The sequence below is a fragment of the Kocuria sp. CPCC 205297 genome (assembly GCF_040981035.1).
GTDB classification, from domain to species: Bacteria; Actinomycetota; Actinomycetes; order Actinomycetales; family Micrococcaceae; genus Kocuria; species Kocuria marina.
Genome location: NZ_JAVKPY010000004.1, coordinates 1 through 19,595 on the forward strand (window position 1 = coordinate 1; position 19,595 = coordinate 19,595).

Genomic DNA, 19,595 nt, shown 5'->3' on the forward strand with positions numbered 1-19,595 from the left:
CGGGCCCACGGAAGCGGTCAATGGCGTCATCGAGACCATGCGTCGCGTCGCCCGCGGCTTCCGCAACTTCGACAACTACCGGTTACGGGCTCTGCTCGCCGCAGGCGGTCATCGCCCCTGGCGGAGAACCGCTACCCACACTCAGCTGTGAAGGCCCGGTTTGCCGAACGCGCTGAACCAGCCATTGGCTGACGCGATCCGCCATGCGGTCCGGTCGGCCATCGCCTCACCCGCCTCCGCCGCCTCGTCGGCGAGGAGCCGGTGCCCGAACTCCGGGTCGTCCTTGTGGGCGTCGAACAGCGCATTCGCGCGATACGCCTCCACGACCTCGCTCGGCGTGATGGGGTCAGTCAGCCACCGGTAGTAGGGCTGGCGAGAGAGCTTGAGCCCCCGACACGTCACCGTCACAGGGATCCCCGTGTCGGCGAGCTCCGTCACGAGCGGGTAGAACCTTTTCCCGGAAGGTTCGCCTGCGACAGATATGCCGCCGCACGCCTAAGGACCTCGTTCTCCTGCTCGAGCAGCCGGATCCGCTTCCGCGCCTCCCGCAGCTCAGCGCCCTCGACCCGGGGCTGGCCAGGCTTCGTGCCGTCGTCGATATCAGCGCGGCGCATCCACTTCTGCAACGTCATCGGATGGACCCCGAAGTCTTTCGCGATCTGCTCGATCGTCACTCCGGGCTCGCGATTCCTCGCGACGCGCACAACGTCGTCGCGGAACTCGGACGGGTAGGGCTTGGGCACAGCAACATCCTTCCAGGCCCACCCTTCCGGGCAAGCCAGATCAGATGTCACCTATCGTGCAGCAGTCCCCCGCTACACCCTGCTTTGTGATGAGCCCGAAAACTGAAGACGAGTGGGCATGGCTTGAGCTCGACCGAGAGTACGTCGCCATCAGCAAGAAACTACGGGCTGTTAGGAACAACTACCCGGACGATCCGTGGTCTGTCGTCGGCGTGAGCGAGACCGACTACGAGAACTTAGTCGCGCGGGCCGACGAAAAGTTCAGTTCCGTCTTTCGCCGCTGAGAAACTACCGGGCGCCGTGGGTTTCTGCAGTCTGCGTGATCTCGACATCGGGCGCTGTGCCTTCCTTGATCACGTTCTTGACGCCGTACGGCACGTGCACCGATGGAACGTCGTTGGTCGCGGTTTTGAAATTATTGGGATCGTCGTCGAAGAAGATGTGCGGGCGCAGCTCACGTAGCACAGGGTATTTGTCGACTCCTCCCATGAAAAACGCGTCGTTGATGCGCACTTCATGCGCTTGTAGCGTGCGGATCATTCGCAGATGATTCGGCGCGTTGCGTGCCGTAACGACGGCCACATGAACTCGCCGCTTGTAGTCCACGTTTAAGCTGAGGCGTTTGTCTTCGAGCCGCTGGATTTTGTTGATGCCTCGCAAGAATGGAAGTAGCGGGCCTGGTTCAATTGGCTTGTCGGCATCTTCGAGCTCACTTTTGCTGTATTCATCGAGGTTGCCGCCTAGCTCTAGCAATTTTTGTTCTGCGGAGTCGGAGCCGAGCACTCCGTCAAAGTCGAAGGCTATCCTCAACTCGTTCCCCGTGGAATCGCTCGCAGGCTGCCCGATCACTCGGCCGGCAGTTAGCCCGACTGCGGTGGCGTCTCGTACATCCTGGTCTTCCGCAGACAAAAAGAGGGACACGTTGAATGCCTTGCAGAACTTGTACGGAGACTTGCCCTGCATGAAGACTCCCCTCGTCATGGCGAGACCATGATGTCGGATCGACTCCATAACTCGAAGGCCGGTTTCGGGATCGTTTCTAGAAAGGATCACGACCTCCACGAGTGGGTGATCGGCGTCTTCAGCGAGGTCGTTCAAGCTCAACAGTCGCCGAACAAGCGGGAATGCTACTCCCGGCCCTAAAGGTTCTTTGAATCGTTCGTGTGAGTAGGAGCGGTAAGCGTCCTCGCCGTGCTTCTTGAAAAACGCATCTGACTCAGCCAGGTCGAACAGAGCACTGGATGCGACGCCCACCACAAGGCGTGAAGATAGATCGACGGGCATAATTCTCGCCTTTGCTAAGAGTCTCAAGGCACACCTACGTACCTGAGCTCATCTTACTGGATCGAGGGCTCTGCGTTCCTGCGGTTGCAGCTCCGCACGCAGTAGACTGCCGCCGAACAGCAAGTCCGACCGGTGCCGACCGTGCATGCGCCGCCCGAAAAGTCGTCTGTCTGGCTGCAGGCTACTGTGTTTGTCTTTGCGACACAGTTTTCACCGAGTTGCCAGGCCTTCACGCTCGCGCCGAAAATAGGGTGAAATTCAGGGTGACACGGTTTTCTGAGGGCTCCAGATTTGTTGATCTACCGCGTGTTTTCAGGATTTAGGCAAAATCCCCCATCCTCCGCGCTGTGATCGACGAAATGCGCCCCGTGTCAGCACGGGGCGCATTTCTCATTCGTGAACGTCGGTGCGTGGGCGCGGGCCCTGCGTCGAACCTCGTGTCGGATTCCTCGTGGAGTAAAAGCAACCTCACGCGCGCCAGGCTGCTTTTACTCCACTTAATTTTCACCAGCGGAAGGGGTGGGAAGGTGGCCCCCCACCCGAGGCGTCAGCGCTTCGGCGTGAACGACGTGGAGCACTTCCACGTGGTCTTGCCCGAGGTGGCGACGACGTCCACAACCACCTTGCGGTTCAGGGTGGCCCGGCCGATCGAGTAGGTCGTCACGGCGGTGCCCTTGGTTGAGGCGACCGCGGTCTTCTTGGTCGTGGTGGTCTTGTACTTGGCCGTGGTGGTGACCTTGGCGTGTGCACCCACCTGAGAGACCTTCACGGAGGTCTTGGTGTACTGGCGGGGCTGCGTCACGGACATGCTGGCCTTGCACGGCTTGACCACGGCGGCCTCAGCCGGTGCGGAGGAGCCCACGGCAACGGTGCCGGAGGCGAGGAACAATGCGATGAGCCCGGTCGTGACAGAGCGGCGGATGGAGGTTGCGGCGGACATGCGCGGATCCTTCGTTAAGGGTGAGGAACCTCGTGGCGGGCGTGTGATGACAGCTCCGCCGGCCCGTGCGGTACTCACCGATCAAGGGGGGTGAGCACATCATAGGAACAGGAATGACCCCTGAGTAATATCTGCCGAATAATTACGATCGCACATGTCTGCGCGGATCCGTCACCGGTTCGCGAGGCCCCGGCACTGGTTGGTCAGCCCGGTCATCTTGCCCTCGACCGCTTGCATGGGGTTGTTGCCGTTCTCGAAGTTGTACAGCACCTGCTTCATGCCGCGCAGGTTACCGCTGAGCTCCTGCGGTGCCGCCGCGCCACGGCCTCGCGGGCACCCGCGGGATCGTTGCTCACGTTGCCCCGGCATGTTGGTCCGGAACGCGTCGATGTGCTCGCACGTCTCGGCCGCCGTGAGCGAGCCGGTCACCGCGGCCATCCCGCCGATGGGGTCGCTGCTGTCCGCGGAGTTCCCCGATCCACCCGTGGCGGCCGGGGAGTCCCGCGCCTCCGAGGTCGCGGGGGCTGGCAGCATGACGCCGCCCGGCCGCGTTCGTGCGCAACGGGCCGGGCGGCGTCGTCGTACCGGAGGGTAGGCTACTTCGTGCCCGCCCGGAACCCGGCGATGAACGGGTCGTGGTCGGAGGAGGCGACCTCGTTCGGGACGTAGTAGTCCAGGGCCGTGGTGCGGTACTGGGCGTACTGCAGCAAGGGCGACTGGCCCGAGTTGATGTTCCACGCGGCCGCGCCGGTCATGCGCTTGGCGAGCGACGGCGAGATCAGCATGTGGTCGAGCGAACCCACCTGGCCCCCGAACACGTACGTGTAGTCGTCCTCGGCGGCCCGTGCGTACCCGGCGCGGTAGAACTCCTGCAGGGGGTCCTCCTGCGCGTACGAGTTGAAGTCGCCGAGCACGGCCACGTCCTGGGAGCCCGCGGCGGCCGTGAGTTCGGGGATCCAGTCGACGACGGCGCTCGCCTGCGCCACGCGCGACGCGTTCCAGGCACCCTGGCCGTCACCGGTGTCCCGGTTGGGACCGGTGCGGGGAGCGGAGCCCTTGGACTTGAAGTGGTTGACCACCACCGTGGTGGGTGCTGCGCTGTGCTTGCCGCTGCCCTTGGTCGCGGTGAACGTGGCCGCGATCGGGGTGCGCGCGTTCTCGAAGGCGCCGCCGGCCACGGCCTCGGAGCCGAGGGCCCGGGCCTGACCCACCTGCGTGACCTCGCGGGGCTGGTAGATGATCGCGTTGGTGATGAAGTCCTGCTCTGCGACCGGCTGCAGCTCGGAATCCGCCACGGGGACGTAGGCCCACTTGGTGTAGCCGGCCGCCTTGTTCAGCGCCTTGACCAGGGAGGCGAGCGCCTCGTCCTTGGGCTCGCCGAGCTTCGCGGAGTTCTCGACCTCCATGAGCCCGACCACGGAGGCATTCACCTTGTTGATCGCCGAGACCGTCTTGGCCTGCTGGCGCTCGAAGTCCGCGCGGTCGTAGGCCCCGCGCGCGTCACAGCCCTGCGCCACGTTGTACGTGCCGTCCGTGGAGTAGTTCCCGCCGCGGCAGCCCTTGTCCTGCCCCACGGTGGTGAAGTAGTTCAGCACGTTGAAGGACGCGATCCGCACCTGTCCACCCACCCCCGGCTTGGGGTCCGCCGAGCCGGAGAACCGGGCCGGTTCCTTGCCCGGGACCACCGGGGCGGTGGGCTGCAGGCGCCACTTGTCGAAGCGGTAGTCCACGATCACCGGGGCGGTGATCCGCGCGGTGTCGCCCACGGCCACGGGGTTCTCGGGGGTCAGGTACGGGACCTGGCGGGGTTCCTGGGTGGGCGAGGCCGCGAAGCCCCGGTTGGTGCCGTCGTCCAACGTGACCGAGATGGCGTCATTGCGCTGTGCCTGGGCGCGCGCCTCGGGGCTGTTCGGGCGTGCCACCTGAGTGGGTTGGGCGGGCAGCTCCTTGCCCGCGGACAGGCCCAGCTCACCGTAGCGGCCCACGCCGTAGGTGTCCGAGACCCGGAACTTCTCCATGGGCAGGTAGAGCATGGAATCGAGGTTCTCGCGGTTCGCGGCGGTGGACGCCCAGTTGTTCGTCACGGGCTTCACTGCGGGGAGCTTGTCGCGCACCGGAGTGACCTCCACGTTGCCCGCGAGCTGGGTCAGGCCTTTGAACTCCCCGGCCACACCCGTGACTTGTACCCGGTCACCCACGGCGACCGTGGACTGGGTCGCGCCCGTGTACACGAACACGGCGTTCGAGGCCCGGGAGGTGTCCACGTGCCCACCGGTTCCGGGGGTCTGGATCACGAATCCGCCCAGGGTCCCCGGATCACCCGGGTACACGGCGGTGACGACGGAGGGCTCGGTGGTGACCGTCTGGCCCTTCAGGGGCGTCTCGTCCCCGGTGCCCTGGATCTGAGCGATCGACACGGTCCCGGTGGAACCGGAAGGCGCGGGGGCGGCCACCGCGGGTGCTGCGGCCAGGCCGCCGCACAGCAGGAGCGCGCCGGAGGACACGGTTGCGATGCGGGTCCGCAGGCTGAACAGGGGTGATGTCACGGGCATGAGGGGTCTCCAGTCGAGGGTTTGTCGGGTGGGGGATCGGGATCGCACGCTCCGGGGCGGGGTTACGCAAACAGAGGCTGCGAAAACAGGGGGTGCGTGACAGGCGGTGACGGAAGCGGGCGACGCTTCACACGAAGACCCGGGACGCGCCGTCGTGCGGGGATCAGCGCCTGCCCGGGACCTTGACGTCCACCCACACGAGGCGGTGGTCGGAAGTCGGGAACGGGTACTCACCGGTCAGTTCGGAACCGGGCCGGCCCGGAGCGGGCCAGAAGACACCGGCGTCGAGCAGGGGCAGGTTCTTGGACGGCAACGCGTAGTCCACCCGCAGGTTCCCGGGGGCGGGATCGTCCGAGAAGTCCGCGGTGTCGAGTGCCGGGCGCGTCACGTGCGTCCGGTTGGCGCCGCCCTGGCGCGCGCTCGCCACCACGGCGCCCGTGGACGTGGGCTGCGGATCGCGCACCCGGGAGTTGTCGAGCAGCTGCCGCGCGGCACCCGGGAAGGAATCGCCGTCGTTCGGGTCCGAGTTGTAGTCGCCCACGATCACGAAGCGCTCGCCGCGGGGCAGGCCGCCGCGCCGCCCGGCGTCGTCGTAGATGTAGCGCGCCGACTTGGTGCCCGTGACGTAATCGGCCCAGAACCGGATCTCGTCGTTGTTCCGGCGCCCGTTACGGTCCTCGGGGCCGTCGAAGCTGGGTGGCGTGGGGTGCGCGGCCAGCACGTGCACGGTCTTGTGGCCCACGCGCACGGGGACGTCCCAGTGGGACTTGGAGGACAGCCGCAGCTGCGCAGCCTGCTCCGGCGTGTAGTAGTCGGTGGGCATGCGGTTACCGGGCATGTCCTGCCACCGGAAGTGCTGGAACGTGCGGACCCGATCCCGGGCGATCGGGTATTTGGAGTAGATCACCATGCCGTACTGGCCCGGGAACAGCCCGAAGCCCCAGGCGTCGTCCGGTCCGTTCACCGTGCCGTCCTGGTTGAGGTCCAGACCGGACGGCACGCCCGTGTTCACCGGCGCCACGTAGTGGTAGGGGTAGTTCACGGGCGCGTGGCCGTTCTGGCTCACCGCCAGGTAGTTGTCGCGGAACGCCCGCGCGGCGCGTCCGCCCGGGACGTAGTCGAACTCGTTGAGCAGCACGATGTCCGGATCGTTGATCTGGATGATCTCGGCGATGTTCCGGGCCTGCTGGTTGTCCTGTGTGGACAGGTCCCGCAGCAATTGCCCCTGCTCGCCCCGGTTCAGGGACGCGTTGTACGTGGCCACGCGCAGTCCGTGCTTGTCCCGGCTTTCGTGTCCTTTGGACGACGACGCCGCTCGCGGGCCTTCCCCCGCCGCGGCCGGTGCCACGGTGGTCACGGCGAGGACTCCGGCCAGTGCCGCGGCCGAGACAACAGCGGTACGAGAACGCAGACGCATGGCAAACCTCCAGGTCAGAACGAGATGACCCGAGGGTAGGGAGGCCGAACGACCAGGTCGTGGCGGGAAAGTGAAGATTTGGTGATCCGTGCTACTTACGCCGGGAAGGCTCGTGCGGCGGCGCGGTCAGAGCTCCAGGACCCGCGCGTGGATCACGGAACGATGGTGGAGGGCCGTGCGCAGGGCCCGGTGCACACCGTCCTCGAGGTAAAGGGTTCCCCGCCAGGACACCACGTGGGGGAAGAGGTCCCCGTAGAAGGTGCAGTCCGAGTCCAGGAGGGTGGCCAGGTTCAGGGTGGAGGTCGTGGTCACCAGATCCCCCAGGCGGACCTGCTGCGGGGCCACCTTGGACCAGTCGGAGGGCGTGACCAGACCGTGGTCCGGATAGGGGCGATCGTCTCCCACGGCCTTGAAAATCATGGATTCACCCTAAAGCCGTACGCCCCGGTCCGCAGAACCGGGGCGTACGTGGCGAGTAGGTGTCGTCGGCCGGGCTGAAGGCTCCCCGTGCTGCAGCAGGCGGCAGGCGTCTGGACAAGTCGACCGGACCCGACGGAGGGGCCGGGCTCGGGATCAGGAGACCGCGCTCAGCGCGGGCGGCTGCGAGGGCAGGCGCACGGGGCGGGAGTCGGCGTCGAACTGGGCGCCCAGACCCCGCTGGATGAACCGGACCGTGGCCAGGGTGCGTTCGCGCTGGGCGCGCTCGCTCTGCACCGACTTGCTGCGATCCGCGGTGGAGGTGAGGGAGCCGTGGACCAGGTCGGACAGCTCGTCGGTGTCGCCCTCCGGGAGGTAGCCCTCGTCCATGGCGCGCTGCAGGATGGACGCGAGGAGGGACTGCAGTTGCTGCACGTGCTCGCCGAGCTTGGCGAAGTCCTCCGGGGACAACACGGTGCGCATGGCCTGGCCGGGGGGCAGGTGCCGGCGGCTGAGGTCCTCGATCTGGAACCGCACGTACACGCCCAACTGGTCTACGGGGTTTTCCACCGCGGCGAGTTCTCGATGCAGATCCGAGACGAAGCGCTCGGTCTTGTCCAGGGCGTAGGCCACGAGCAGTTCGCCCATGTCCGCGAAGTAGTTGTACACCGCGGTGCGCCCCACCCCGGCGGTCTTGGCCACCTGGGTCATGGTCAGATCGGTGAGCCCGTTGCTGTACAGCAGGTCCCCGAAAGCGTCGAGAACGGCACGCTGCGTGCGCTCGCGCTGGGCGGCATTACTGGAAGCGGTGATGCGGGGCATGACGACACCTTACCTGATTCTGTCAGCAAAAGGACGGGGCGCTGACGGGCCGTGTGTGTTCTTGCCCCATTCCACCGCATGACCGCGGGGAATGCCCCTTACTTCAGGGCATTCCCCGCGGGCTTTCAGGAACTTCGTCGCCGGTGTTCGGTCAGGCCTCGGCAGCGAGCCCGCCCTGCCACAGGGAGTCGAACGGCAGGTGGGATCCCAGCCGGTGCCGGATGCCGGCGGAGACGAAACTCTTGGCGGTGCGGGCGGCCTGGAGCGGGGAGGCGCCCTTGGCCAGCTCTGCGGTGACGGCCGCGGCCAACGAGCAGCCGGCGCCCGAGACCGGGACCTCGCCCACCTTGGGTTCGGACAGCACCTCAAGCGTGGAGCCGTCGTAGAACACGTCCACGGCGTCCGGGCCGGAGAGCCGCACGCCACCCTTCGCGAGCACGGTGGCCCCGCAGGAGTCGTGGATGCGCTGGGCCGCCTCCTTGAGGTCCTCCACGTCGTTGATCTCCTCCATCCCGGATAGGGACAGGGACTCGAAGTGGTTGGGGGTCACGAACGTGGCCAGGGGCAGCATCTGTGCCTTGAGCGCCTGATCGGTGTCCAGCGCGGCGCCCGGTTCCTGGCCCTTGCAGATCAGCACCGGGTCCAGCACCAGGTGGCGGGGCGCGAGGTCCTTCATGGCCGTGGCGACCGTGTGGATCGTGTCCGGGGAACCCAGCATGCCGATCTTCACGGCGTCCAGGTCGTACGCCGCGGAAATGGTCTGCAGCTGGTTCGCCAGGGTCTGCTGGTCCACGGGCGTGAGGCGGTGGCCCCAGTCGTTCTCGGGATCGAACGCCACGATGCACGTCAGCGCGAGCGATCCGAAGACCCCCAGGGACGTGAAGGTCTTGATGTCCGCGAGCGCCCCGGCACCGCCGGTGGCCTCGGAGCCCGCGACGGTCATGGCAACGGGCGGTTGGTTACGTGTGGTTTCGCTCATGCAAGCTATTGTGCTCCCGGGCGGGACGTGCCCGCGACTCGGCGCACCACCCCGTTACACTGGGCTCGACGCCGGGTGGCAGACGACGTCCCTGACCCTTCCGTACATTCCAAGGACACCCGTGTCTGACGCCACCCCGCCCCACACTTCCTCCTCCCGCACCGCCGCGCTCGCGCAGGGCGAACGGCAGTCCCTCTTCGCGCGCCGCCCCCGGACGTACTTCGACGTGATCCTGGCCGCGTACTGCGTGATCCTGGTGCTCTCCAACATCGGCGCGACCAAGGGCGTGCAGTTCGGCCCCATCATCACGGACGGCGGGTTCTTCCTGTTCCCACTGGCCTACGTGTTGGGGGACGTGGTCTCCGAGGTCTACGGTTTCCGAGCCGCACGCAAGGCGATCATCACGTCCTTCTTCTTCGGGGCGTTCTCCTCCCTGGTGTTCTGGATCGTGATCATCCTGCCGCCGGCGCCCTTCTACGAGAACCAGAGCGCGTTCGAGACGGTGCTGGGCCCGGTCCCGCTGATCGTGGCGGGTTCCCTGCTGGGTTACCTGGTGGGTCAGCTGCTCAACGCATACGTGATGGTCAAGGTCAAGGAACGCACCAAGGAGAAGCACCTGTGGGCGCGGCTGATCTCCTCCACCATGGTGGGCGAACTCGTGGACACCGTGATCTTCTGCTCGATCGCCGCTCCCATCATCGGGATCGACTCGTGGTCCGCGTTCTTCAACTACGTCCTGGTGGGCTATGTCTACAAGGTCCTCGTGGAGGTCGTGATCATGCCGGTCACGTACGCGGTGATCGGCTGGATCAAGCGCCGCGAACCCGGCTACGACACGCGCGCCCTCGAGGAGGCGAACGCGCGGTAGCAGGGCGCGAGCAGCGTCGTCGTGCCCCCGGCTCGGGAGCCCACGTAGGCGAGGTGCCCCCGGGTCAGTACCCCAGGTAGGCGAGCTGCGCGGCGATGGAGCGCTCCGCGGCGCGCCGTACCCCGGCGGGGACGTCGGCGTAGACGGCGTCCGTGATCGCCTCGACGCTCGCGTCGCGGCCGAGTCCGGCGACGATCTCCCGCACCTGATCCAGGCGTTCGAGCCGGTGCTCCGTGAGTTCCTCGCACACCTCCTGCAGATCCGGCAGGGGTGCGCCGTGAGCGGGTAGCACCGTGGCGCCCGAGCGTTGACCGAGCAGTTCGAGGGAGCGCAGATAGTCGCCCAGGGAACCGTCCGGGTGGTCGATCATGGTGGAACCGCGCCCCAGCACGGTGTCCCCGGTAATGACCGTCTCCGGCTCGTCGTGGGGCAACCGGAAGCACACGGAGTCGGAGGTGTGCCCGGGGGTGGCCAGCACGCGGATGCTCACGCCCGCGGCCAGGATGCAGTCGCCGTCCCGCAGGGGCTCGCCGCTGTCCCGGCAGAACTCGGGCAGGGCCGCACGCACGGGCGCACCGGTGATCTCGTGGAGCCGGTCGATGCCGTCCGTGTGATCCCCGTGGCGGTGCGTCACGAGGATCAGCACCACGGTCCCGGTCGCCGCGACCGCCTGCAGGTGCGCCTCGTCCAGGGGCCCGGGATCCACGACGACGACGTCCGGTCCGGGCCACTCGCCCCGGCCCTGCGCGGACGGGTGGTGGCCGTAGTTCGGGTGCTCCGGGCCGTCCCCCGGGGCGGAGAGGATCCACGTGTTGGTGCCGTCGAGGGTCATGGGCCCGGGATTGGGCGCGAGCACCACGCCGGCGCACGCGCTCACGCGGCGCAGGACACCTGGGGTGGCGTGCACGGGCTTGGGGTCGCTCATCGCGGGCCTCCCGTTTCGGAAGGAACAGTGGAGGTCGACGGCGCGCCGTAGTACCTCGCCAGGAAATCGTCACGGTAGTCGAAGTACGTCCCCGCGTCGATGGCGTCCCGCGCGCCGGAGACGAGGTCCAGGATGAAGCGCTCGTTGTGGATGGACGCGAGTGTTGCGGCGTTGCGCTCCTTGGCCTTGAACAGGTGACGCAGGTACGCGCGGGTGTAGTGGGCGCACGTGTAGCACGGGCACGTGTCCGAGATGGGCGTGAAGTCGCGTTTGAAGCGGATGTTCGTGAGGTTGAACCGGCCATCGGGGGAGTAGACGGCCGACGAGCGGGCCACGCGAGTGGGGGAGACGCAGTCGAAGGTGTCCACGCCATTGTCGATCGCGGTGAAGACGTCGTCCGGTTCGGAGATGCCCAGCAGGTGCTTGGGGGTCTCCTCGGGCAGTTCTTCCGTGCACCACCGCACAATGGTCCCCAGCTGACGTTTCTCCAGGGCACCCCCGATCCCGAACCCGTCGAAGCCCATCTCGGCCAGGTCCCGGCAGGCCATGCGCCGTAGGTCCTCGTACTGGGCGCCCTGGATCACCCCGAACAGCGCCTGGTAGGGCTTGTCCGCACGGGCCTCGGTGAGCCGGCAGTGTTCGGCCACGCAGCGCAGGGCCCACTTGCGGGTGCGTTCCAGGGCGTCCTCCTGGTACTCGCGGGAATCGTGGAGCGTAGTGAGCTCGTCGAACGCGAACATGATGTCCGCGCCGATGTTGTGCTGCACCCGCATGGAGACCTCCGGCGTGAACCGGTGCAGGTCCCCGTTGAGGTAGGAACGGAACCACACGCCGTCGTCGTCCACGCGCGCCATGCGCTTGTGCCCGGGGGCGGGCTGTGCGCCCCCAGGGGACGGTGTGAGCGCGGACATGTCGATGACCTTGCCGAGTCCCGAACCCAGGGACATCACCTGGAACCCGCCCGAATCGGTGAACGTGGGGCCGGGCCAGTTCATGAAGGTGCCCAGGCCGCCGGCGGCGTCCAGGATGTCGTCGCCCGGCTCGAGGAACAGGTGGTACGCGTTGGCCAGCATCGCCTGGGCGCCCTCCGCCGCCATGGACTCCGGGAGCACGGCCTTCACGGCGGCCTGCGTGGCCACCGGGATGAACGCCGGGGTACGGATCGGGCCGTGCGGCGTGGTGATGGTGCCCGTGCGGGCCTGGAACTGGCCGCCATTGTCACGAATGCGCTGCTGCGGAACGGGAGAATCACGCAGGCGCGTGTGGAGCCGGAAGGTGAACGGGGAGGGGGATTCGGTGCTGGACACCACACCATTGTGCCGGTTGCGCGAAAGCGAGAGACAATGTGGTGTCCCCTCCACCCGATGCCGAAAGAACGAGCGCAATCCGGTGAGTCAGGTCACAGAATTCTTCAGGGTCCCACCGTCCCAGCGCAACCACGTCCCGGCCGCATCGCCCTGCCCCTGTTGTTCCTGCTGGTCGTCGGGCGGACGGATCTGGCGATCTACGCGGCATTCGGTGCCTTCACCTCCATCTACGCGCGCAACGAGCCCATCCGCGCGCGGTTCACGCACCAGACCCAGGCGGGGGTTCTCATCACAGCATGCGTGATGCTCGGTGTGTTGCTGTCCAACCTGGGGGCGTCGGGACCGGTGGTGCCCGTCCCGGAGCATGATGGGCTGACCACGGGACAGCCGCGGGCCCACGCCGGTCGGTTTTTCCTGGCCACGGGTGTGGCCGGCATCCTGGGCAGCCTCAGCGGGCTGTCCCACAGCTACTGGGCCATGGTCGCGGCGGACACCCAGGCGATCCCGCTCATGCGGCAAGCGGCCAAGGGGGCACGTGACGCCCTCCGGGCAGATCATCCGCTGTTCAGCGGCCCCATCCCGCGTGGGCGATCGCCTGGCGGATGAGGTCCTCGCGCCCGCCCTCGAACTCGTCCTGGACATCCGTGGACAGCGCCTCGTCCGGGGTCATCCACGACAACTGCAGGGCGTCCTGACGGGGCTCGCACTCACCGCGCACGGGGACGATGTAGCTCAGCGCCACCGCGTGCTGCCGGTCGTCGGTCAGCCCGGTCTCGGACGGGGACGGGAAGAACTCGGACACCGCGAACGGGACCGTGGTGGACGGCATCTGCGGCATGGCGAGCGGTCCCAGGTCCTTCTCGAGGTGACGCAGCAGCGCCGCACGCACCGTCTCGCGGTACATCACGCGTCCCGAGACGAACGTGCGCACCATGCGGCCCTCGTCGTTGGGCGTGAGCAACAACCCGATCTCGGACAGGCACCCGAGCGGGTCCAGGCGCACGGGGATGGCCTGTACGTACACGATCGGCAGGGACGCGCGGGCACGATTGAGGTCGTCCTCGCTGAGCCAGCCAGGGTTGGGGTCCGGGGTGCGTACTGAACTCATGGTTCGTTTCTACCGTCGTGACGCCCCCGCAGGCCAGGAATCCGCGGCGTCAGCGGCCGAGTTCAGCGATCAGCCGAACGCCCGGCAGCTTCCAGTACGGTCCACGCCTGCACCTGCGTGCTGAGTTCCACCGGGGCGCCGGCCCGCTGCGCCTGGTTCGCGTGCTGCGCCGGTTCGGGGGAGAACACCGCGACCGTCTCGCCCACCGTTCGCGCCGCGGCGGGCACCGTGAAGTCCTCGTTCGGATCGAATTCCCGACGCCCGCCCCACAGGGCGTCCGCGGTGTCGGTGACGAGCGCGCGGGCGATGGCCCGAGCGTCGTCGTCCAGCAACGACGACGACGCGGCTTCGCCCAGGTAGCGCACCAGGATGCCCGTGAACAGCCCGGCGTCACCGCCGCCCTGGCCGCGCAACACGGGTGCACCGTGGGGGCCAGGGACCGTGAACTCCCGGGCCGCGCCGTGGACGAGCCGTGCCGCCCGGTCGAGCCACAGTGCGCGCTTGGCGGGGTCCGCGGTGACCTCCGCGAGCTCAAGGGCCGCACCGAGGGCCGGGCCGCTGTTGTAGGTGTAGACGTGCGGGTCCACGGACGTGATTTCCTTCCCGGAGCCCGCCGCGGCCATGCGGATGCCGTCCAGGAACACGCCGCGCTCGGCGTCGAAGAGGGTGTCGAACAACCACGTGAGCAGTGCGCGAACCTCGGCAGTGCGGTGCATGCGTAGGAATGTCAGCGCCACCGGGGCAGTGGACGCCGTGTTCTTGTAGTCCCGCGTGGTGTTCCACCACGCACCACCGCCCATGGTGTCGTCGCAACCGGAGGCGAGGCGCGTGGCCAGAGCAGCGCCGTCGTCCTGCACCGCGCGCGATGTGCGGCCCGTGGCGGCGAGGTCCTCGTCACGCAGGCGCCCCAGGGCGAGGGTCAGCCAGGCCATGTCGTCGAAGAACACGTTGTTGGTCACCCGCCCGCCGCTGTGCACGGCGATGCCCCGCAGCAACCGATGCGCGCGGGAGCGGGCCAGCTCAGCGGTGTCCTGGTTGCCGGCGTGGCGCTCGCGGGCCGCGGCGTCCACGAACGCGTCCAGCAAATGGGCCTGCCACCAGTAGTGCCACGGCCCCCGCCACGGGCGCGGGAACGCGACAGCCCCCAGGTACGTGCCCGGCACGCGCAGCGCCCGCGCACCGAACAGGTGGTCCACGGAGTGCGCGGCCTTCGCGGCGCGTTGGGCGGAGGATTCGGACATCGCGGGGCTCCTGGGAGGACGGGCGGGGTGTGTGAGGAGTTTATCGCCCGGTGCTGCTGCGGCTCGCCCCGGTGGCCCCGCTGCCTTTTCTGAGTTATCGCAGCTTTTCCCCGTGGTGGGGTGCTTTTACTCCACCAGGAATTCGCGTCGAGGCGTGCGCGGATCCCTGAGCACCTCCCCATACACTCGCTTCATGGGCCCCATCGATTCCCCGACATCTCGCTCCCAACGCCGCCTGCCCCGTTGGTTGGTGGTGCTGATGTCCTTGGGTGTGGTCCTGGTTCTCAGCGGAGCCCTGCTGGTGGTGTCCAACCCGCCCACCCTGACGTTCGGGTGGTTCGCATACGCCCCCTTGAGCGAGGAAACGTATGCTCCCCTCGGCGAGAATCCCTGGTCGTCGCTCTTCCCGCCGGCGGCCATCGCGGGGTGGGTCAGTCTCCTGGTCGGCCTACTCCTCTGGGCGTTCTGCGCCGGCTGGCTCGTCGGTCGACGACGCCGCCCCGCCGACTAGCTCTCAGTGTGGCCTTGGCCTGTCGCGGGCAAGGCCCGGACCAGGATGAGCGTGGGGCCCGGCCATTCGAGGTCCTCGTGCTCCTCCAGGGGAAGGAAACCCATCCTGGTGTAGAAAGCCCGGGTCTGGGCATAGGGGGCGTTCTCGAAGGACGGCCCCACCGGGTGCACGGAGAGCAGCGTGCGGCCATCGCCGGCAGGCAGGGACGACCGTCGGGGCCGAGTGCTCGGCATGGCCCCAGTAAATGCACGAGGAGTGATCACTTGCGGGTGGACTAGGCGCGTGGTGCGCGAGCTCGTGTATGGCATCGACCCAGATCACCCCACTTTGTCTGTTTGTGCATCTGAGCGGATTGGAGGCTTGGGCGCAAGCTCCGATCGCGTCCCTGGAGAGCACTTCTGACCAAGCTGAGGAACGGCAGGGGTTCGACAACTTGGTCGCGCCGGTGGCCGGACCGCTGCCCGGAACAGTGCGACTCACCTTTCCTGGTGAGCGACGATTCGAAGCTCACCAAAAATTTTTGGTCAGGCGGACACGGCTGGAGTGGACGGGCCGTGAACCGATGCCGCTACAAGAAGTGACTCAATGCTTTGCTGTCCACCTGTAGGAGTTCTTCTCCTTGCTGCGCATGAACCGGGCTGTGGTCGACCGGTACCGAGTGAGGATCGCCGGAGGGCCCGAGCGGTCGTTGGAGGTCGACGGTTGGATGGTTGAAGATCCCCTAGGCGATCAACGTCATGACGGCATGGCCGCTCGGAGGGGCGAGTCTGGCGCCGAGCTCATTGCTGCCTGGCTGGAACGACGTCCAGAACTGGGGCGGGCTCCTGAACTGACAGCGAATGCTCTAGCTCGTGGCACGCATGGCGAACGGTTCGTGGACGCAGACTTCTCCACGATGGTCATGTCGCTGGAGGGGCTACACCGCAAATTTCACTCTGGGAAAACCGGTGCCCTGACAAAAGCTCAAGAAAAAAGGCCCGTCGCGCCATCGGGGACATCATCGCGAGGGCCAAGGATGAAGGGGAAATAGACGATCTCATAGCCCCCACCCTGAAAAATCGTGTCCTCAATAGCCAGTTGGGAGAACCCACACTTGATCAGCGTATCCAGGACATCTTGGACGATGTACAGCCACTGGTGCCGATAATCTGTGGGGCGGCTGCCGGGGCACACGACCTGTGGAAGACAGAAGTGAAGAGCCTGCGGAACAACTACGCCCATGGCCTGGTGAAGCAGACCCAGCTCAGGAAAAACCTTGTGCTTTCTACCTCGCTGACCGTCTTGGTGGCCTCCCGTTGCCTCGTGTATGTCGGGTGCTCCCCGGAGAAGCTGGTGGAGTCGATCCCACTCACCGAGGGCGGAGGTAATTTGGCGCACTGGGGAAGAACACTGATGCCAGATTTCTGCGCCCCGAATGACCCGAGGGGCGATCAACACACAACGGTCAAAGGTGACCCGATCCAGGGTGGTGAACCTGGGCCCTCAGCCCAGCGCCTCCCGCAGCACGGGTTCGCGGATCTGGTCCGCGAGCCACGGGCTGAACGCGAACGGGGCGCTCTCCACCGCGGTCACGAGGTCGTGGGGGGCGGCCCACGAGTACTCGGCGACCTCGGACTCGGCGGGACGGGGATCGTCGTCGGCGACGGCAATGAACACCGGGCAGAACTCATTCTCAACGACCCCGGAGGCGTCCGTGGCGCGATAGCGGAACTCGGGCAGCACCACGGTGAGGTTGCGGATCTCCAGACCGAGTTCCTGCTGGGCACGGCGGGCGACGGCGTCCTCGAAGGACTCGTCCGGGCCCGGGTGACCGCAGAAACTGTTGGACCATACGCCGGGCCACGTGCGCTTGCCGAGCGCGCGGCGGGTCACCAGGACCTGGCCGCGGGAGTTGAGCACGTGGCACGAGAACGCCAGGTGCAGGGGGGTGTCCTCGGTGTGAACCGTGGATTTCAGGGCCGTTCCGGTGGGTTGGTGTTGATCGTCCAGGAGCACCACGCGCTCCGGGCTGGTGTGCTCGCTCACGAGGCCGCCTCACGGTCATGTGTTAGGTTCCAGGCCATGGTAACCGCCGGATCGGACACGCAATGAGACGACGCGTGAACCCTCCGCTACCCATGGTGCGCGGCGTGGGGCCCGCGCGGGTCCGGATGCCCGGCCCGGGTTCCCCGGACCCGGTCTTGCGGGCTCTGGACGGTCTCCCGACCACGGCCGCGGACTACGTCCAGCAGCGTTTCCCGGACGACGCCGCGTGGTTCGCCCACGAGGTCGCCGCCGGTCGTGTCCGCGGGGACGACGGCGCCGTCGTCACCCCGGCCACCCCTTACGAAGCGGGGGCCTCGGTATGGTTCCACCGCCCGGTCCCGGACGACGACGCCGCACCCATCACCCTCAACGTGCTGTACGAGGACGAATGGATCCTGGCGGTGGACAAACCGCACGGGCTGTGCAGCACCCCGAAGGGCGAGAACGTCCGCCGCTCCGTGGTGGTGGCTGCGCGGTGCCAGTTCCACAACGACGAGATCTCCGCTGTGCACCGGCTGGACCGCTCCACGGGCGGGGTGCTGCTGCTGAGCAAGCACGCGGCGGACCGCGGGGTGTTCCACCGCATGTTCCAGGAGCGCACGGTGACCAAGACCTATTGGGCCGTGGCCCGCGTCAATGATCGGGTGGGGAAGGAGCCGGTGCGCGTGGAGTCCCGGATCCGCAAGATCCAGGGAGTCGTGCAGGCCTTCGAGGAACCGGGAGACGTCAACGCCGTCACGGACATCCGCCTGCTCGAACGCTTCACCGATGATGCGGGGCAGTGGGGTTGCTACGAGATCGCTCCGCTGACCGGGCGCACCCATCAGATCCGGGTGCACATGAACTCGTTGGGCCTCCCATTACGCGGGGACAAGTTGTACCCGGTACCGCTGGACGATTTCGACGTGGAGGATCCGGACAACCCCATGCAGTTGATCGCCCGCTCCCTGACCTTCACCCATCCCATGACGGGTGAGACGATCACCGTGAGCTCACGTCTGTCACCCAGCGCCCACCCGGCTCGTCGATCCGGGGCGCCCAGCGAACTTCTGACACATTGACCTGCAAGGGCAAAGTTGAACATCCGTCGAAGGATGCCGAAACGTTCCGACCGAGTGTGATGTAACACACCAAAACCCGGCTACCCCGGGGTACCCTTATCAGCGGGTCTTCCCCCCTCATTGGGCCCGTACAGGGGTTGTCGTACACGCAGCCCCGAGTCGGTTGGCACATGCCACCACGAGCTGTCCCCCCACAGCGCGTACGTCTGTCACACCCTCGTGGTGTCATGCCACGGAGGTGCGGGCGCGTGCGCCCAACGACGAAATGGTCCCCATGTCACATCACCGCATTCCTGCCATCGACGGGTACTCCCCGACCCGACGAGCCTTCTCGAACCTGGCCGCGACCATCACTGCGGCTCTCATGATCCTGAGCGGGGGCCTGTTCACCGGCACCCCCGCGCAGGCCGCGCCCTCCGACATCGTGTCCGTGTCCAGCAGCACGCGGGCGGCGGACGCCCAGAAGCTCCTGAACCTGATCAACCAACACCGGGCATCCAAGGGCTTGGCCCCGGTGAAGTACTCCAAGTCGCTGTCCGGCATTGCCCAGAGCCAGTCCGACCGACTGGTCAAGGAAGAGGTCATCGACCACAGCAACCTGTTCCTCACGGACCGCCGGGCCGCCGGGTACAACGCGGCGGGGGAGATCCACGCGCTGTCGTGGCAGAACTCGGTTCCCGACCTCATGAACTGGTGGAAGGGCTCCCACGCGCACAACAAGGTCCTCACGGACCCCCGGATGCAGGTCGTGGGGATCGGACTGACCTACGTGGACGGCCGGTTGTCCGGCACGGGCGAGGGTTGGCGCCTGGTGGGCACCGTGGATTCCTACGGATACCCTGCCGGCAGCGGTCCCTCGGACGTCACCCGCACGGTCACCGCGGCAGCGCCGCGCCCTCAGGCCGACACCGTGGCCCCCGTGGCCGCGAAACGCGTGGCACCCCCGGCCTACACCGTCAAGGGCGGCATCAAGAGCCGGTACCAAGCACTGGGTGGGGCCGCCAAGTTCGGCTACCCGACCATGAACGAACGCGGCGGCCTGGTCAACGGCGGCGTCTACCAGAACTTCAGGACCGCGGGCGGCGCCCAGTACAAGTTCATGTGGTCCCCGTCCTCCGGCGCGCACGTGATCAAGGAGACCGGCGCGATCGGTAAGCGCTGGAAGGCAGCCGGCTTCGAGCGCGGGTGGGGCTACCCCGTCACCGAGGAGTACCGCGTGGGCTCCGAGATGCGCCAACGCTTCTCCAAGGGCTACACCGTCCATTGGTCCTCGGTCACGGGCAAGACCTGGGTCACCCGCTGACGGACCACGAACCGGTACACCCGGACGCGGAGACGGCGGATGCGCGGGGTGCGTTCCGGTCCTGACAGGCCCGGGCGCACCCCGCAGCCGAT

Annotated in this window: 23 protein-coding genes; 7 read left to right on the plus strand and 16 right to left on the minus strand. The window is 67.1% G+C overall.

Annotation, left to right across the window (positions count from 1 at the left end; translation table 11 throughout):
• The coding region (locus tag RF650_RS04285) for a transposase (protein WP_368814157.1) at positions 1-151 on the plus strand (151 nt) is incomplete at its 5' end.
• Here the strand turns inward: RF650_RS04285 and RF650_RS04290 are convergent.
• A complete protein-coding gene (locus tag RF650_RS04290) occupies positions 142-438 on the minus strand; it encodes a hypothetical protein (RefSeq protein WP_368814159.1) in 297 nt (98 codons plus the stop codon). The genes RF650_RS04285 and RF650_RS04290 overlap by 10 nt on opposite strands.
• Complete coding sequence (locus RF650_RS04295) at positions 435-743, minus strand: transposase (protein ID WP_368814160.1); 309 nt, start codon at positions 741-743, stop codon at positions 435-437. The genes RF650_RS04290 and RF650_RS04295 overlap by 4 nt, the downstream gene beginning before the upstream one ends.
• 89 nt (positions 744-832) lie before the next feature.
• Between RF650_RS04295 and RF650_RS04300 the strand changes: the two genes are divergently transcribed.
• Positions 833-1,027 carry a hypothetical protein gene (locus RF650_RS04300; RefSeq protein ID WP_368814161.1) on the plus strand — a complete coding sequence of 65 codons (195 nt, stop codon included), beginning with the start codon at positions 833-835 and terminating at the stop codon, positions 1,025-1,027.
• Between the two features lie 4 nt (positions 1,028-1,031).
• Here RF650_RS04300 and RF650_RS04305 read toward each other — a convergent pair whose 3' ends face one another.
• From RF650_RS04305 to RF650_RS04340, 8 genes are all read right to left on the minus strand, one after another.
• A complete protein-coding gene (locus RF650_RS04305; RefSeq protein WP_368814162.1) occupies positions 1,032-2,027 on the minus strand; it encodes a 5'-nucleotidase in 996 nt (331 codons plus the stop codon).
• A gap of 547 nt (positions 2,028-2,574) precedes the next feature.
• Positions 2,575-2,967, minus strand: a complete 393-nt coding sequence (locus tag RF650_RS04310; RefSeq protein WP_312919283.1) for a hypothetical protein — start codon at positions 2,965-2,967, stop codon at positions 2,575-2,577.
• Positions 2,968-3,138: 171 nt separating this feature from the next.
• Positions 3,139-3,501 carry a hypothetical protein gene (locus RF650_RS04315; RefSeq protein WP_368814163.1) on the minus strand — a complete coding sequence of 121 codons (363 nt, stop codon included), beginning with the start codon at positions 3,499-3,501 and terminating at the stop codon, positions 3,139-3,141.
• A gap of 62 nt (positions 3,502-3,563) precedes the next feature.
• Positions 3,564-5,519, minus strand: a complete 1,956-nt coding sequence (locus tag RF650_RS04320; protein WP_368814164.1) for an ExeM/NucH family extracellular endonuclease — start codon at positions 5,517-5,519, stop codon at positions 3,564-3,566.
• A gap of 163 nt (positions 5,520-5,682) precedes the next feature.
• Positions 5,683-6,936 (minus strand): endonuclease/exonuclease/phosphatase family protein, encoded by a 1,254-nt coding sequence (locus tag RF650_RS04325; protein WP_368814165.1) that lies wholly within the window; start codon positions 6,934-6,936, stop codon positions 5,683-5,685.
• 126 nt (positions 6,937-7,062) lie between these two features.
• Positions 7,063-7,356 (minus strand): type II toxin-antitoxin system VapB family antitoxin, encoded by a 294-nt coding sequence (locus RF650_RS04330; protein ID WP_098053504.1) that lies wholly within the window; start codon positions 7,354-7,356, stop codon positions 7,063-7,065.
• Positions 7,357-7,509: 153 nt separating this feature from the next.
• On the minus strand, positions 7,510-8,175 hold the full coding sequence (locus RF650_RS04335; RefSeq protein ID WP_064846550.1) for a TetR/AcrR family transcriptional regulator: 666 nt from the start codon (positions 8,173-8,175) through the stop codon (positions 7,510-7,512).
• Between the two features lie 151 nt (positions 8,176-8,326).
• Positions 8,327-9,154 (minus strand): hydroxymethylpyrimidine/phosphomethylpyrimidine kinase, encoded by an 828-nt coding sequence (locus RF650_RS04340; RefSeq protein WP_368814166.1) that lies wholly within the window; start codon positions 9,152-9,154, stop codon positions 8,327-8,329.
• Positions 9,155-9,380: 226 nt separating this feature from the next.
• On the opposite strand from RF650_RS04340, the gene RF650_RS04345 reads away from it, so the two are divergent.
• Entirely contained in the window at positions 9,381-10,022 is a 642-nt protein-coding gene (locus RF650_RS04345) for a queuosine precursor transporter (protein ID WP_239317878.1), read from the plus strand.
• A gap of 64 nt (positions 10,023-10,086) precedes the next feature.
• Here the strand turns inward: RF650_RS04345 and RF650_RS04350 are convergent, their stop codons facing one another.
• Together RF650_RS04350 and tgt are read right to left on the minus strand one after the other, a co-directional pair.
• On the minus strand, positions 10,087-10,947 hold the full coding sequence (locus RF650_RS04350; protein WP_085108765.1) for an MBL fold metallo-hydrolase: 861 nt from the start codon (positions 10,945-10,947) through the stop codon (positions 10,087-10,089).
• On the minus strand, positions 10,944-12,254 hold the full coding sequence (tgt, locus tag RF650_RS04355) for a tRNA guanosine(34) transglycosylase Tgt (protein WP_368814167.1): 1,311 nt from the start codon (positions 12,252-12,254) through the stop codon (positions 10,944-10,946). Before tgt ends, RF650_RS04350 begins: the two co-directional genes overlap by 4 nt.
• A 57-nt stretch (positions 12,255-12,311) precedes the next feature.
• Here tgt and RF650_RS04360 point away from each other — a divergent pair, with 57 nt between their 5' ends.
• Positions 12,312-12,860: a hypothetical protein gene (locus RF650_RS04360; protein WP_368814168.1), complete on the plus strand. Its 549-nt coding sequence runs from the start codon at positions 12,312-12,314 to the stop codon at positions 12,858-12,860.
• On the opposite strand, the gene RF650_RS04365 is transcribed toward RF650_RS04360, so the two are convergent.
• Both RF650_RS04365 and RF650_RS04370 read right to left on the minus strand, forming a co-directional pair.
• Positions 12,820-13,362 carry an NUDIX hydrolase family protein gene (locus RF650_RS04365; RefSeq protein ID WP_085108758.1) on the minus strand — a complete coding sequence of 181 codons (543 nt, stop codon included), beginning with the start codon at positions 13,360-13,362 and terminating at the stop codon, positions 12,820-12,822. The genes RF650_RS04360 and RF650_RS04365 overlap by 41 nt on opposite strands.
• A gap of 62 nt (positions 13,363-13,424) precedes the next feature.
• Positions 13,425-14,603, minus strand: coding sequence for a glycoside hydrolase family 76 protein (locus RF650_RS04370; RefSeq protein WP_368814169.1), 1,179 nt, complete (start codon positions 14,601-14,603; stop codon positions 13,425-13,427).
• Between the two features lie 193 nt (positions 14,604-14,796).
• On the opposite strand from RF650_RS04370, the gene RF650_RS04375 reads away from it, so the two are divergent.
• Positions 14,797-15,114 (plus strand): hypothetical protein, encoded by a 318-nt coding sequence (locus RF650_RS04375; protein ID WP_368814170.1) that lies wholly within the window; start codon positions 14,797-14,799, stop codon positions 15,112-15,114.
• Here RF650_RS04375 and RF650_RS04380 read toward each other — a convergent pair.
• Together RF650_RS04380 and idi are read right to left on the minus strand one after the other, a co-directional pair.
• Positions 15,111-15,347, minus strand: a complete 237-nt coding sequence (locus RF650_RS04380) for a hypothetical protein (RefSeq protein ID WP_313362026.1) — start codon at positions 15,345-15,347, stop codon at positions 15,111-15,113. The genes RF650_RS04375 and RF650_RS04380 overlap by 4 nt on opposite strands.
• A gap of 1,249 nt (positions 15,348-16,596) precedes the next feature.
• Complete coding sequence (gene idi, locus RF650_RS04385) at positions 16,597-17,139, minus strand: isopentenyl-diphosphate Delta-isomerase (RefSeq protein WP_239317691.1); 543 nt, start codon at positions 17,137-17,139, stop codon at positions 16,597-16,599.
• Between the two features lie 74 nt (positions 17,140-17,213).
• Here idi and RF650_RS04390 point away from each other — a divergent pair, with 74 nt between their 5' ends.
• Together RF650_RS04390 and RF650_RS04395 are read left to right on the plus strand one after the other, a co-directional pair.
• Positions 17,214-18,200 (plus strand): pseudouridine synthase, encoded by a 987-nt coding sequence (locus tag RF650_RS04390; protein WP_368814171.1) that lies wholly within the window; start codon positions 17,214-17,216, stop codon positions 18,198-18,200.
• 274 nt (positions 18,201-18,474) lie between these two features.
• The gene (locus tag RF650_RS04395; protein WP_368814172.1) at positions 18,475-19,503 is read left to right on the plus strand and encodes a CAP domain-containing protein; all 1,029 of its coding nucleotides are present in this window, start codon (positions 18,475-18,477) and stop codon (positions 19,501-19,503) included.
• The last annotated feature ends 92 nt before the right edge of the window (positions 19,504-19,595 follow it).

Bases quoted from the DNA above. Each gene is read 5' to 3' on its own strand.
- RF650_RS04300 (WP_368814161.1), top strand. From the start codon at position 833: ATGAGCCCGAAAACTGAAGACGAGTGGGCATGGCTTGAGCTCGACCGA.
- RF650_RS04305 (WP_368814162.1), bottom strand. From the start codon at position 2,027: ATGCCCGTCGATCTATCTTCACGCCTTGTGGTGGGCGTCGCATCCAGT.
- RF650_RS04310 (WP_312919283.1), bottom strand. From the start codon at position 2,967: ATGTCCGCCGCAACCTCCATCCGCCGCTCTGTCACGACCGGGCTCATC.
- RF650_RS04315 (WP_368814163.1), bottom strand. From the start codon at position 3,501: ATGCTGCCAGCCCCCGCGACCTCGGAGGCGCGGGACTCCCCGGCCGCC.
- RF650_RS04320 (WP_368814164.1), bottom strand. From the start codon at position 5,519: ATGCCCGTGACATCACCCCTGTTCAGCCTGCGGACCCGCATCGCAACC.
- RF650_RS04325 (WP_368814165.1), bottom strand. From the start codon at position 6,936: ATGCGTCTGCGTTCTCGTACCGCTGTTGTCTCGGCCGCGGCACTGGCC.
- RF650_RS04330 (WP_098053504.1), bottom strand. From the start codon at position 7,356: ATGATTTTCAAGGCCGTGGGAGACGATCGCCCCTATCCGGACCACGGT.
- RF650_RS04335 (WP_064846550.1), bottom strand. From the start codon at position 8,175: ATGCCCCGCATCACCGCTTCCAGTAATGCCGCCCAGCGCGAGCGCACG.
- RF650_RS04340 (WP_368814166.1), bottom strand. From the start codon at position 9,154: ATGAGCGAAACCACACGTAACCAACCGCCCGTTGCCATGACCGTCGCG.
- RF650_RS04350 (WP_085108765.1), bottom strand. From the start codon at position 10,947: ATGAGCGACCCCAAGCCCGTGCACGCCACCCCAGGTGTCCTGCGCCGC.
- RF650_RS04360 (WP_368814168.1), top strand. From the start codon at position 12,312: ATGCCGAAAGAACGAGCGCAATCCGGTGAGTCAGGTCACAGAATTCTT.
- RF650_RS04365 (WP_085108758.1), bottom strand. From the start codon at position 13,362: ATGAGTTCAGTACGCACCCCGGACCCCAACCCTGGCTGGCTCAGCGAG.
- RF650_RS04370 (WP_368814169.1), bottom strand. From the start codon at position 14,603: ATGTCCGAATCCTCCGCCCAACGCGCCGCGAAGGCCGCGCACTCCGTG.
- RF650_RS04375 (WP_368814170.1), top strand. From the start codon at position 14,797: ATGGGCCCCATCGATTCCCCGACATCTCGCTCCCAACGCCGCCTGCCC.
- RF650_RS04380 (WP_313362026.1), bottom strand. From the start codon at position 15,347: ATGCCGAGCACTCGGCCCCGACGGTCGTCCCTGCCTGCCGGCGATGGC.
- RF650_RS04395 (WP_368814172.1), top strand. From the start codon at position 18,475: ATGTCACATCACCGCATTCCTGCCATCGACGGGTACTCCCCGACCCGA.